The following is a 13,519-nucleotide window of genomic DNA, read 5'->3' as shown; positions in this document are numbered from 1 at the left end:
GTATTCAAGATGGAAAATTCCCGCTCCTCGCAGCCGTTTCTGCATCATAGGAAAACGTCATGACTGTTCTACTGGATGATGGATTGAGTTGGCGCGATGTTGCCGATATCGGCAAGGGCGAGGCACTGCGTGTGTCAGACGCGGCCTATCTGCGGATTGACCGGGCGAGCCAGATCGTTGACAGCATCGTCGAAAGCGGTGTGCGCGCCTATGGCATCAATACCGGGGTCGGTGCACTGTCGGACACTGTGGTGGATCGCACCGCGCAGGGTCGGCTTTCGAGATCCATTATTCTCAGCCATGCCTGCGGTGTCGGCCCGTTGTTGGATCCTCGCGAAGTTCGGGCAATCATGGCGGCGCAGATCGCCAATTTCGCCCATGGGCACTCCGGTGTCCGACGCGAGATCGTCTCGCATCTGTCGACGTTTCTGGAACAGGATTGTATCCCCGACGTGCCGTCCCGCGGATCGGCGGGCTATCTGGTGCACAACGCGCATGTTGCGCTTGTTATGATCGGAGAGGGCCAGGCCCGGCTCGGCGGGCGCGTTATGAGTGGACGGGATGCCCTGACGGCAATGGGACTTCAACCCATCGTGCTGGGTGCCAAGGAAGGACTGAGCCTCGTCAATGGTACGGCCTGCGCGACCGGTCTGTTCTGCATGGCACTCGCGCGGGCCAATCACCTGCTAGATTGGGCCGATGCCATAGCGGCGCTGACGCTTGAAGCAGCAGGCTGCCAGATCGACGCTTTTAACGAGACGGTTCTCGCGCTGCGTCCCTCGAAGGGAATCGCGGCCGTAGGGGCTGCTCTGCGCTCCAGGCTTGAAGGCAGTGGGCTGGTTGCCGCTGCTCATGGCAGGCGGACGCAGGACGCGCTAAGCCTGCGTGCCGTGCCGCATGCGCATGGTGCTGCGCGCGATATCTTCGATGCCTGCGCCTCCATCGTCGACCGAGAGCTCGCATCCGTCACCGATAATCCCGCGATCCTTGGCACGCCCGAGCAACCCATCGTCTCGTCGGAGGCTCATGCCGTTGCCCCGGCATTGGGGCAGGCGGCAGACAGTCTTGCCATCGCCATTGCACAGATTGCCTCCATGAGCGAGCGCCGGATCGACAGGCTGGTCAATCCTCTGGTGAGTGGTCTGCCGCCATTTCTGGCGACCGATGCCGGAAGCCATTCAGGTTTCATGATCGCGCAATATACGGCCGCAGCTCTTGTCGGCGATAGCAGACGTCTTTCCGCGCCTGCCTCCACAGATGGAGGGCTGACATCGGGATTACAGGAGGATTTCCTCTCTCATCCCACGGCTGCGGCCAACAAGCTGCTCGCGGTTCTCGACAATGCCGAATATATTCTGGCCATCGAATGGATGGCCGGGGTGCAGGCCCATGATTTCCTGGAAAGTGTTGCCGGGCGGGCAGTCGGAACAAATGCGGTCTATAATCTGCTTCGCGAGCACCTCCAGCCCTATTCGGATGACCGGCCCCTGTCTGCGGACATGGAAAAGGCAAGGCTGCTCCTGCGTGATCTCTCGCCACCGGATATGTGATTGAAAGCCGTAAGGCTCGTGCCTTACATGGTGAAAGGCAGATCGATACCCCTGGCGCGGATGAAGGGCAGGCCTTTGCGCCGTGCAGTCCAGCCGATAACGTGAAGGCTCCGGGCGGCCGGCTCATGCCGTTGCGCAAGCATCCAGGATTTGCAGTCGATCGCGGCAATGTCCGCCCGGCCCTCGGCCACGGCAATGACGGAAGCGCGGTGGGCACCGGTCTCAAGACAGTTTTCAAACAGATCGAGGCCCGCGCCTTCTGCTTCCAGATCACGTTTCAAGCTGAGATAGCCGGATAATGACTTGTGCTCATTGAATGCCAGTGTTTTCCCGCTAAGAAATCCTTTCGGCAAAGCGGCCTCACCGGTTCTCAAAGGTTCAGCACCCTCTCCACCGTCGGCTATGCGGGCAATGATGGCGCTGGAATAGAACTCGCCTGCACCACCCTTGATGCCGTTATAGTCGCTCTGTCCAATCACCTGCACATGATCCTGCAGGCCAAACTCCATTGGCCCCCAGCAGGTGCCGGAGATCAGCAGAGCCGGATGCCGCCAGAGCACCGCAAGATCCAATGCATCGGGATCGAGTGTGGCAGGATCTGCGGCAATGATGGCGCCGTCCTTTCCACGAATACCTCCCGGAACCGCTGGCATGTCGCCGTTGCGTCGGGTGAGGCCTTTGGGAGCGTCGATACCCTCTGCTAAAAAACGGGTGCGCATATTGGCCCACAGCTTGTCCGTCTCATTGCGCAGTTCGGGCCAGTCATACATTGGCAGTGCCGCGATCCATGTCACGACGGAATTTCCAGTCTCACGTCTGGTTCCTGCATCGCATGGTCAGGAAAAATCAGAGCGGCAGGCACGACGGGTGACGCGATTAAAACTTGCTCGTCCCGTCTCAACACAGGATGCGCTACCGGTTCCTTGGCCTTGAAGGCGAAAGCGCGGAACACCTCGAAATAATTGCTGAACACATATCCGTCATTCATCTTCTGCCACTCCGCCCGCCTCTCGCTGTAGAGGGAGGGCAATTTATACCAGGCGGCTGTCGGCATTTTGTGATGCACGAAATGCAGGTTGTTATAGAGAAACAGTGGAGCCAGGATGGAGTTTTCAACAATGATCGTTCTCCCATCCGGCTGTTCTGACCATTGATGTTCGCAATAGGAGCGAATGGCGATGATGGATATGCCCAGATAGGCCGCCACACTGACATAGAGCCAGATTGGAACGCCGAAAATCAGGGATATGACCAGCAGTGTCGGAACAAGTCCGGCAAGATGCAGGGTCCAGGCATAGATCACCCGCCGATCACCCTGCGCGATCTTGCGCCATTCGGATATCGTGAAACCAACGACCATTAGCGGAGGGCCGATGACCAGACGCCCGATGAACGTATTGTTCCATCCCAGCAGGACCTTGAGGAACGACGGCATCTTTTGCCAGTCGCCCATAGCCCGGTAATAGCTTTCCGGATCGTCGAATGGGTCGGTCAGACGCTCGTCTGCATGGTGTTGCAGATGCGTGCGCTTGTAGCTGCGATAGGGGTAGAAAATCCCGAGCGGCAGAAAGACCAAAGCTTCGTTCAGCCGTGCATTGCGCGTGGGGTGCCCATGCAGAACCTCGTGCTGGAGCGAGGAATGCAGAGCAACCGCAATGCCCATGAGCACCAGAGAAACGATTGGAAACATCGGATACAGAAAATATCCCGCGAAAATCCAGAGACCGTAACAGACCGCCAACAGCGAGACGGTCGGCCATTCAATTCGGTCGCGCTTTCTTCTGCGGCGCACGCCAGTCAGCCGCGCCGTCTTCTTTGCCAATATCTCTGTCATTTCATACTCTTGATGCCCCTGATACCACAGGGTCGCACCAGTCTCAGCCAGCCACAACGGGTTTATGGTGACCAACTGTTGATTTTGATAACAGTTTAAGCAATATGGTGATAATTATAAACAAACGGGTGAATTGTGGACAAACGCACGCTTGCAGAATTGTTTCGTGCCCGCCTGATCCAGCTGGTGAATAGGTCAGAAGACAGCCAGGCGTCTTTTGCCGCCGCCATCGGCATTGATCGATCGGCACTTTCGCAATTGCTTTCCGGTGATTCGGCGCGGCTTCCGCGTGTGGAGACGCTGCTGAATATCGCCGCGCGACATTCCGTCTCGCTCGACTGGCTACTCGGTCTTTCCCATGATCAGGGGCTGATGGGGGAATTGCGGCCAAGTTTCGAGATCGAGGAGGGCGGTGCTGATTATACGGATACGCTGTTGATGAAGTGGCATGCGGAAGCGGCAGGCACCAAAATCCGTTATGTTCCGGCACGCATTCCCGATTTGCTTCGCACACCCGAGATCATAGCTTTCGAGGCCATGGGCGCGCATCAGAGTGTGATGGCGCAGGCCAGCGAGACGGCGTTTCGTCTCGATTATAATCGCCAGCCGGGCACCGACATGGAAGTGTGCATGCCGCTCGAAACGCTGGAAGCCTTTGCGCAGGGGCGCGGTATGTGGAGCGGTTTGGACCGCGAGACACGTGCCGAACAACTCAAGCATATGTCGGGACTTATCAGCGAGCTATACCCATCATTCCGGCTGTTTCTTTTCAATGAAAAAGAACGCTTTTCCGTGCCCTATACGATCTTCGGTTCGCAACGGGCAGCACTTTTCGTCGGCGCCATGTATCTTGTGCTCAACAACGCTGAAGCCATCCGTAAGATGCAACGTCACTTCGACGAGCTGATACGTTTTACCCGCATTCATGCCCATGAAACCGCGGATTTTGTTATGAATTTGGAAGTCGCTTAGTCCTGTGACGGGTACCAGCTTTCGCACATCATCGAACCGGTTTGCTACGTGACGATATGGTCGGGATTGAACAGGAGAGTAAGGCCGCCATGGCCGTGAAATACGGGCCTCCTCCAACAAACCGGATCTTTTGTAACGGTGCCAGAAAAGGCCCGGCAATGCCGGGCTGTAATCTATGATGTTACTTCGGCCGAAAACGCGGATTTGATCAGTGTTTTGGTATATTCAGCCGCCGGCCGCTCGAAGATCGCGTCCGTTTCTCCCTCTTCGACAATCTTCCCGTTTCTCATCACGATGACATAATCCGAAATGGCCTTGATGACAGAGAGGTCGTGGCTGATGAAGATGTAGGAAAGGTTGTGCGTTTTCTGCAAATTACGCAAGAGGTCGATAACTTGTCCTTGAATGGATCGGTCCAGCGCAGATGTAGGTTCGTCCAGAATGACGACATCTGGCTTGAGGATGATCGCGCGGGCAATTGCGATACGCTGACGTTGCCCGCCTGAAAACTCGTGCGGGTAGCGGTTGCGGGCGGCGGGATCGAGGCCGACTTCTTTCAGCGCTTCTATTGCTCGCTCGTCGCGCTGCGCGCGGCTGAGCTTTGGGTCGTGCACAAAGAGACCCTCAGTGATAATCTCTCCAACAGTCTGCCTTGGCGAGAGAGATCCATAGGGATCCTGAAACACAAGCTGCAACTGCCGCCGCAATGGCCTCATTGCCGTTCGGCCCAGTCCGGTGATTTCCGTCTTGCCGAAGAAAATGCGGCCCTCTGCAGTGACAAGGCGCAAAAGCGCGCGACCGAGCGTGGACTTGCCTGATCCGGATTCACCGACGATGCCGATGGTCTGCCCTTGATGAAGGCTGACATTAACGCTGTCCACGGCCCTAAAAGCCCGTGACTTCGACAGGAAGCCGCCCGGGATCACATAATCGATCGTCACGTTCTGGCCAGAGAGAACGACCGGCGCTTCTTTGCCGACCGGCGGCTTGTGGCCGCTGGGTTCGGCATCGAGAAGCATCCTCGTATAGTCCGCCTGCGGGCGCTCGAAGATCTCTTCCGTCGGACCGGTTTCAACGATCTCGCCTCGGCGCATAACCGCAACACGATCGGCAAAATGCCTGACGACACCGAGATCGTGCGTTATCAGCACCACGGCCATGCCGAAGCGCTGCTGCAACGACTTCAGAAGATCGAGGATCTGCGCCTGGATTGTCACGTCGAGCGCGGTGGTTGGCTCATCCGCGATCAGAATATCCGGCTCGTTTGCCAGCGCCATGGCGATCATGACGCGTTGGCGCTGGCCGCCTGAAAGCTCATGCGGGTAGCTGTCGATGCGCCGCTCCGGGTCCGGAATACCGACAAGTTTTAGAAGCTCGAGAACGCGTGCCCTCGCTTCCTTCTTGCTGCCGCCCCGGTGATGGACGATTGGTTCGGCGATCTGCGCGCCGATCCTGTAAAGCGGATCGAGCGAGGTCATCGGCTCCTGGAAAATCATTGTGATTTTCGCGCCACGGATTTTGTTCAGCTCGTTGACCGGCAAGCCTACCAACTCGCGTCCACGATATTGCGCCGAGCCTTGAATGACACCGTTGGAAGCCAAGAGGCCCATGATGCCCATCATGGTCTGGCTTTTGCCGGAGCCGGATTCCCCGACGACAGCGAGCGTTTCACCCTGCTTTACGTGGAGGTCGACACCTTTGACGGCGTTGACCGTGCCGTCTGGAGTGGTGAAATCGACCTTGAGATTGCGGACGGTGAGAATGTTTTCAGATGTCTTATTCATGTCAACGATCCTTGGGATCGAGTGCGTCACGCAATCCGTCGCCTACGAAGTTCAGCGAAAAAAGCGTCAGCACGAAGAAGATTGCCGGGAATATCAGCAGCCACGGGGCCGACTGAATATTGTTGGCGCCTTCGGAAATGAGCGCACCCCAGCTCGTGAGTGGCGCCTGAACGCCAAGGCCCAGAAAGGAGAGGAAGCTTTCAAGAAGTATGACTTTCGGGACGACGACCGTCACGAACACGACCACGGGACCGATGGTGTTGGGGATGATGTGACGGCGGATGATCTGCCAGTCGCTCAAACCCAAGGCCTGAGCTGCCGCCACAAATTCCCGCCGTTTCAAGGCAAGCGTCTGGCCACGCACGATACGCGCCATATCCAGCCACTCCACTGCGCCAATGACAAGGAAGATCAGGATGAAGCTACGCCCGAAGAAAACCACGAGAACCACGACCAGGAAGACGAAGGGCAGCGAATAGAGGATCTCGACGAAACGCATCATTACATTGTCGACCCGCCCGCCGATGTAACCCGCCGTAGCGCCGTAGAGAACGCCGATGCCGAGCGAAACGAGGCTGGCGAGAACGCCGACGGCAATGGAGACCTGGCCGCCCAGCATTACGCGAGCCAGCATGTCGCGACCGTTTGAATCTGTGCCGAAGAAGAAGTATTCGCGATTGACATCGCCTTCCAGCTTCAGTGTTCGACCATCATCTTCCGTAGCAACGACTTTCGTGTTTTCGAATTCGTTGGCGCGGTCGAAATAGCGTGTCGTGCGCGGGTCAATTGGGCTGCTGGAGGTAACCGTTGCCGTGAAGGTCTGCCCTTCGACGGCAAACTCCTTCAGTTCGACGCGCGCGCGGCCTGCCACACCTTCCATGACGCTTTGGAGGTTGTTCACGTCGGGGCGCGGCTCGAGGCTTGGCGCGACGGAGACGTAGGACGAAAACACCTGATCATAGGTGTGTGAAAGGAAATGCGGGCCGATAAATGAGAAAAGTGTGATCAGCACAAGCATGATGGAGCCAGCCATGGCGGCCTTGTTTCGTCTGAAACGCAGGGCTGCAAGCTGGAACAGGCTTCGGCTTTTCACCGATGGCTGAGGGGCGATATTGCCGGAGATATCAGTCATGTCTGACCCTCGGATCGAGCAGGCCGTAGAGAATATCGACCACGAGATTGAACAGGATCACAAAAATGGCGATGAGAACGACCGTTCCCATGACCAGTGTGTAGTCGCGATTGATGGCGCCAAGAACGAAGTAGCGGCCGACACCGGGAATGGTGAAGATCGTCTCGATGACCGCCGAGCCCGTCAGCAGCGCTGCGGCGCAAGGCGCAAGATATGAAACGACCGGCAGCATCGCCGCGCGCATGGTGTGAACCACCACGACGCTGCGAGCCGGGAGGCCGTAGGCCCTGGCGGTGCGGATATGGTCCATGCGCAGAGCCTCGATCATCGCACCGCGCGTCAGACGCGCGATAACCGCAAGCTGCGGCAAGGCGAGCGCGATCATCGGAAGAATGAGATAGCGTAGCGACCCATCACCCCAGCTACCTGCGGGCAGAAGCCCCAGCAAGACGGCGAAGATAAGCGTGAGGACAGGTGCGACGACGAAGTTCGGCACGGTGATGCCGATGGTCGAGATGGACATGATGGAGAAATCGAAGGTGCTATTCTGTCTGAGTGCGGCAAAGGTGCCGGCAAGAATGCCGCCGACCAACGCCAGCAAAAGAGCATAGCAACCGAGCTCCAGCGAATAGGGCAGGCCTTTGCCGATCAACTGGGCGACGGTGTTGTCCTTGTAGATGTAGCTCGGACCGAAATCGCCGGTGGCGGCGTTGCCGAGATAGATGAGATACTGGCGCCACAATGGTTCATCCAGATGATAGGTTCTCATCAGGTTTTCCATGGTTTGCGGGGGCAGGGGCCGCTCGAGGTTGAACGGACCGCCCGGTGCGAAACGCATCAGGAAAAACGAAATCGTGACGACGATGAACAATGTCGGCACGGCGCTCGCCAAACGGCGCAGGATAAATGAAATCATGATTTTCAGGCCCCGACATGGCACGGTGGTTTCGGCCACCGTGCCAGCACTGCTTATTCGGAAACGCTCAGGAAGCGGCTGAGGTGTTCGTTAGCAGCATTGTCTTCCCAACCCTTCACGCGATTGGAAACCAGCCACAGGTCCGCCTGTGTGAGAAGCGGAGCAACCGGCTGTTCCTTCATGAGGATGGTTTCTGCCTCGTGCAACAGTTTGGAGCGAGCAGCAGGATCCTTTTCGTCATAGGACTTCTGCATCAGCGCGTCATATTCGGCATTATTGAACTTCGAGTAGTTGAAGGTCTTGTTGGAGGATACCGAAAGGGCGAGGAAGTTTTCCGCATCCGCATAGTCAGCAACCCAGCCTGCACGCGCAACGTTGTACTTTCCGCCTTCCTGCAGGTAGCCGTAATGCGAGGCGACGTCGAGGTTCACCAGTGACACTTTGGCGCCAAAGGTATTTTTCCACATGTCCGCAATAGCGGTTGCAACGCGCTCATGGTTCGGGTTGGTGTTGTAGCGAATTTCGACGGAAAGCGGCTTGCCGCCCTCGCCGTAACCGGCTTCCTTCATGAGTTTGACGGCTTCGTCTTCACGATCGAGTTGCGACAGCGTCGCAAACTCTGCTTTCGCAGGCTCACCGTAGGAGTCCATGCCCGGAGGAACCATGGAGTAGGCGGGAACCTGCGAACCGCTGTAGATTTCCTTGGCGAGGAAATCGCGGTCGACTGCCATGGACAGGGCTTGACGGACGCGGACATCGTTATACGGCGCTTCGCGTGTGTCGAAGGTATAGTAATAGGTCGCAAGCGTCGGCGAAACGTGAACCTGTTCGCCATAGGCCTTGCGCAGACGGTCGATCTGGTCCGCGGAAAAGTTGTAGGCGAGGTCCATTTCCTTGGCTTCGAAACGACGAACGGATGCGGCCTGGTCGTCGATCGGGTAGAAGATGACCTTGTCGATCTTGGTGTTCGATGCGTCCCAGAAGTTGGTGTTCTTGACCACCGTCAAGCTGTCATTGGGAACATGCGCTTCAAGCTTGTAAGCACCGTTCGAGACCATGACGCCCGGCTTTACGAAGTTGGTTCCATTCTTGTCAAAGCTTGCCTTCGAGATCGGCAGAGCTGTCTGGTGGGCAAGGAGTTCAAGGAAGAACGGTGTTGAGCGCTCGAGTGTGATCTCAAGGGTCTTGTCATCCACCGCCTTGACGCCAAGCTGATCAACCGAAGTTTCGCCCTTGTTTATCTTTTCGGCGTTTTTGATCGGGTAAAGAATATTCGCATATTTTGCTGCGGTCTTCGGGTCTTCGACGCGCTGATAGGAGAAAACAAAATCTCCAGCCGTTACCGGAGTGCCATCCGACCACTTCGCATCTGCACGCAGTTTGAACGTGTAGACGGTGCCATCCTCAGAGAGCGTCCAGCTTTCCGCCGTACCGGGAACGATCTTGCCGGCAGCATCGTAAATGGTGAGACCTTCATAAAGGTCTTTGAGGATAAAGGCTTCGATATTGATCGAGGTCTGTGCCTGATCGAGCGTCTGAGGCTCCCCGGAATTGCCGCGGTGAAGAACTGTTTCTGCAAGTGCGGAACTTGCGCCAATCAGAAGAGATCCTACCAGCAGAGTGGCGCGAGTTGTTGTTTTTATCGACATAATTTCCCTCCCGTGAAGAGTGTGAGTCTACAAACAAGGCCAAATTGCTCCGAAGGGCAACCACAACAAATTGTGAGTTTATGCGTAAACCGTGACTGCTGATCGAAAAGAATAAGGGCAAAGCCATGGCCCGCACGCTGGACATTGCCTCGCGTGACGCGACCTCCGGGACGGTCAAATCGATCCGGGAAGCCGTCGGCCCCATCGATATCCTCGTGAAAATACCAGTGCCGCCGGCATCAAGCAGGTGCTGAAACGGTGAGGATAATCTTCTCTTTCCAGTCCGGCTCGCGGAAGCGCGCAGCCCGTCGAAAATCAACGCCCGAGTAAGTTTACGGCAGCACACATGTCATCGTTTGCATATGCCGGGTAACACTTCATTTATTAATTTTGTGAAATCTAAAATACGCAGGTTCCAAAGTTTCATCGGCGGGGCTGGTAGAACGAGTGGATCCAACGCGCCCAGCCTTTGGCGGCCCGGAGCGGATATCCGCTTGTCGCCCTATGAGGAGGGGCACAACTACCCGCGATGTTCCATTGTTTGTTTCCCTGGCTTCCTTCGCGGAAAGCTGGAGGAGCGCTTGCCCTGAGGCTATTCATGTCTTTCCTGAAGAATACCAAAATAAAAACAAAGGTTTTATTCGTCATATCACTGATGAGTTTGATGTCGCTTTCCGGAATCAGCTACGTCAGCTTGCAGTATAAAAATACCGACAATGTTTACAGCGATTTCATCGCAAATGAGGCGCTTGCTGCGGTGCTGAACGCCCGAACCAGCGGCAATCTCAATGCACTCGGCATGCAGATGCTTCGCGCCAGCCTCAATGACTCGACCAGCAGTGATTTCGAGGCCGCTGTCAAAACATTCAAGGCCGACCGGAAGCAACTGGAAGAACGGCAGAATAAAATCATGCAGCTGGTGCCGGCCCGGACGGATGCCGCTCGTGATATCCTCAAGGGCGTTGCCGAGGTTGAGGAAATCGGCAATCAGGTCATCGCTCTCATGCAGGCGGGAAAAAATGCTGAAGCTCAGCAGATGGCGCTTAACGTCCTTCGAAAAATAACCGAAGTCTCACCGAAAATCAGCGCGGGGAATGAGCAACTGATCCAGGTGATGAACGATGGCAGAGAACGCCTCACCGCCAGCACCAAAACGACAATCTGGACAGCTCTGGTCAGCATAGCACTCGTTTCCCTGGCATTGATCGCGCTCGGCCTGCTTATTTCCTCGCGTGGCATTACCACCCCGATTGCGCGGCTTCGCGAGCGCATGGGGTCGTTGGCGGCAGGCGATACAGCCAGCGAAATCGAAGGTATGGACCGCAAGGATGAAGTCGGCCAGATGGCCGCTGCTGTTCAGGCATTTCGCGAGAACGCCATCGCGCGCCTCCGGCTTGAGAATGAAACGGAAAACCATCGGTCATCTTCAGAGCAGGACCGGATAGAGCGCGAGAAACAGAAGGCAAAAGAAGCTGCCGACGTGCAATTCGCCGTCGACAACCTTGCTGCTGCCCTTTCGAAGATCGCTCAGGGCGACGTTACTTACCGGATCGCTCAGCCGTTCGTGTCCAGCCTTGACGGTATTCGCGGCGACTTCAACAGGGCAGCGGAACAGCTGCAATCGACTCTGAACCAGGTGGCGCAGAACGCGCGCGGCATCGACTCCGGCGCGAACGAGATCAGGGCCGCAGCTGACGATCTGGCCAAGCGTACGGAACAGCAGGCAGCGGCCGTCGAGGAGACTGCTGCTGCACTGGAAGAGATCACCACGACGGTGAAAGACTCGACCAAAAGGGCGCAAGAAGCGGGCCACTTTGTCAGTCGTGCAAAAGTTGGCGCGGAACAGTCGGGAGAAGTGGTGCAGAAAGCTGTCACGGCAATGGAGCAAATTGCTGCATCCGCTGATCAGATTTCCAACATTATTGGGGTGATCGACGAGATTGCTTTCCAGACCAATCTTCTGGCGCTGAATGCAGGCGTGGAAGCTGCCCGCGCCGGTGAGGCGGGCAAGGGATTTGCGGTTGTTGCCCAAGAGGTTCGCGAACTGGCACAGCGTTCCGCAGGTGCCGCCAAGGAGATCAAGAATCTCATTACGACATCGAACAGTCAGGTTCAGCAGGGTGTGCAACTGGTTGGCGAAACGGGCAAAGCACTCGAACTCATCGTCACGGAAGTACAGGAAATCAACCGTCACGTGATGGCGATCGCGGAATCGGCACAGGAACAATCCTCTGGTCTCCAGCAGATCAATACGGCTGTGAACCAGATGGACCAGGACACCCAGAAGAACGCTGCCATGGTGGAGGAAAGCACGGCGGCAAGCCACGGGCTTGCACGCGAGGCTTCGTCGCTCAACCAGCTGCTCGCTCGGTTCAAATTGTCAGAAGGTGGTTACAGCGAAATCTCCGCACCGGTTCGCGCAGCCTCGTCCGCTGACCGGCCTGCAGTTTCTCCTGCGCGTGCACTCGGCGGAAAGATTAAAGCTGCGTTCTCCGGCAATGCCGCCCTCAGCACATCGCCGGACAATTGGGAAGAGTTTTGATAAATGCGGGTCTTTCACGCCTGACGTCTGATGAGAGACTGAAAGCATTGTTGTAAACACTTGCACCGGCGATTGGACTTTGATCGCCGGTGTCTTGCCGATCGCACATCGAATCCGTGACGATTTTTGATCGTATCTTCCCCAAAAAGGGTCCGCTTTCGCGGAGAAGTGCCAGTTGATCATCCCAGGTACTATTGGCGATTGCCCGCATCACCGACAACTTGCAACCGCATTGGTTGGTTATAGTGGTTGTTCTGCGCAGGCGGATCGATATATCTAGGGCCTGGATCGTCACTTTAATCTGCGAGTACATGGAAACTTCGCTTTATCTGCCCGTCAAAAGTTTCCTCGAGCAAGCGGGTTACACTGTCAAAGGCGAGGTTGGCAGTTGCGACCTCGTGGGCTTGAGCGATAACGATCCGCCTGTTGTCGTCATCTGCGAGCTAAAACTGAGCTTCAATCTGGAGCTCATTTTGCAGGCGGTTGATCGCGCGGCTATGGCAGACGAGGTCTGGATTGCGGCACGGGTCTCAGCCAAGGGCAAGGGCCGCGAGGCTGATAAACGTTACCGCGACCTCTGCCGCAGGCTCGGGATCGGCATGCTCGGCATTTCCGATGTTGGCGACATCAGCGTCATCGTCAGTTCCATATCACCAATGCCGCGAACCAACCCGAAACGGCGTTCGCGATTGATACGTGAACACAAGAGGCGACGGGGAGATCCGGCGGTGGGTGGAAGCACCCGCGCACCAATTATGACCGCGTACCGCCAACAGGCACTCGGCTGCGCTTTGGCGTTGGCATCAGGGCCGCTGCGCGTGCGTCAGGTCAGATCCGGCATACCGGATGCCGGGAAGATTTTGCTTGCAAACGTCTATGGCTGGTTTGAACGTCTGGATAGAGGCGTCTATGGCTTGACCCCTGCCGGACAGGAGGCGCTGCAGCGATGGCCGCAACAAGAGACGCCGGCAACGATCGTCCTTCCCAGCTGATTTCTATTCAGCAATAGAGCTTAATTGCTGCAGACTATGTAAAAACATGACTGCACACCTTGGAGTTGATTTCATTTCCTCTTGATTTACCTTGTGTATTTCCGATGATGTAATACGGACTTGCTAAATAACCGACTCTGTACTCGAT

Annotated in this window: 10 protein-coding genes; 4 read left to right on the top strand and 6 right to left on the bottom strand. The window is 56.5% G+C overall.

The genetic code is table 11. The features are described from left to right. Window positions 1–59: 59 nt before the first annotated feature. Window positions 60–1,550, top strand: coding sequence for an HAL/PAL/TAL family ammonia-lyase (locus CRO62_RS06375; protein WP_097099614.1), 1,491 nt, complete (start codon window positions 60–62; stop codon window positions 1,548–1,550). 23 nt (window positions 1,551–1,573) lie between these two features. Here the strand turns inward: CRO62_RS06375 and CRO62_RS06370 are convergent, their stop codons facing one another. Then, window positions 1,574–2,320 carry a phosphate/phosphite/phosphonate ABC transporter substrate-binding protein gene (locus tag CRO62_RS06370; protein ID WP_097099613.1) on the bottom strand — a complete coding sequence of 249 codons (747 nt, stop codon included), beginning with the start codon at window positions 2,318–2,320 and terminating at the stop codon, window positions 1,574–1,576. A gap of 20 nt (window positions 2,321–2,340) precedes the next feature. Next, a complete protein-coding gene (locus CRO62_RS06365; protein WP_097099612.1) occupies window positions 2,341–3,384 on the bottom strand; it encodes a fatty acid desaturase in 1,044 nt (347 codons plus the stop codon). Window positions 3,385–3,519: 135 nt separating this feature from the next. Between CRO62_RS06365 and CRO62_RS06360 the strand changes: the two genes are divergently transcribed. Continuing rightward, complete coding sequence (locus tag CRO62_RS06360; protein ID WP_097099611.1) at window positions 3,520–4,356, top strand: helix-turn-helix domain-containing protein; 837 nt, start codon at window positions 3,520–3,522, stop codon at window positions 4,354–4,356. Between the two features lie 173 nt (window positions 4,357–4,529). On the opposite strand, the gene CRO62_RS06355 is transcribed toward CRO62_RS06360, so the two are convergent. Genes CRO62_RS06355 through CRO62_RS06340 form a run of 4 tightly spaced genes read right to left on the bottom strand, consistent with a single transcriptional unit; the run spans window position 4,530 to window position 9,837 of the window. Then, complete coding sequence (locus tag CRO62_RS06355) at window positions 4,530–6,140, bottom strand: ABC transporter ATP-binding protein (RefSeq protein WP_154964783.1); 1,611 nt, start codon at window positions 6,138–6,140, stop codon at window positions 4,530–4,532. A gap of 1 nt (window position 6,141) precedes the next feature. After that, window positions 6,142–7,272 (bottom strand): ABC transporter permease, encoded by a 1,131-nt coding sequence (locus CRO62_RS06350; RefSeq protein ID WP_097099610.1) that lies wholly within the window; start codon window positions 7,270–7,272, stop codon window positions 6,142–6,144. Continuing rightward, window positions 7,265–8,188 carry an oligopeptide ABC transporter permease OppB gene (oppB, locus tag CRO62_RS06345; RefSeq protein WP_097099609.1) on the bottom strand — a complete coding sequence of 308 codons (924 nt, stop codon included), beginning with the start codon at window positions 8,186–8,188 and terminating at the stop codon, window positions 7,265–7,267. Before oppB ends, CRO62_RS06350 begins: the two co-directional genes overlap by 8 nt. A 53-nt stretch (window positions 8,189–8,241) precedes the next feature. Beyond that, window positions 8,242–9,837 carry a peptide ABC transporter substrate-binding protein gene (locus CRO62_RS06340; RefSeq protein ID WP_003518320.1) on the bottom strand — a complete coding sequence of 532 codons (1,596 nt, stop codon included), beginning with the start codon at window positions 9,835–9,837 and terminating at the stop codon, window positions 8,242–8,244. Between the two features lie 598 nt (window positions 9,838–10,435). Between CRO62_RS06340 and CRO62_RS06330 the strand changes: the two genes are divergently transcribed. Both CRO62_RS06330 and CRO62_RS06325 read left to right on the top strand, forming a co-directional pair. Continuing rightward, window positions 10,436–12,379: a methyl-accepting chemotaxis protein gene (locus CRO62_RS06330; RefSeq protein WP_097099608.1), complete on the top strand. Its 1,944-nt coding sequence runs from the start codon at window positions 10,436–10,438 to the stop codon at window positions 12,377–12,379. A gap of 311 nt (window positions 12,380–12,690) precedes the next feature. Continuing rightward, entirely contained in the window at window positions 12,691–13,371 is a 681-nt protein-coding gene (locus CRO62_RS06325; RefSeq protein WP_097099607.1) for a DUF2161 domain-containing phosphodiesterase, read from the top strand. The last annotated feature ends 148 nt before the right edge of the window (window positions 13,372–13,519 follow it).

This window comes from Rhizobium sp. AN6A (assembly GCF_900215635.1).
Taxonomy (GTDB): domain Bacteria; phylum Pseudomonadota; class Alphaproteobacteria; order Rhizobiales; family Rhizobiaceae; genus Agrobacterium; species Agrobacterium tumefaciens.
Note: the sequence above shows the minus strand (reverse complement) of the source record. Positions and strands in the feature narration are given on the sequence as shown.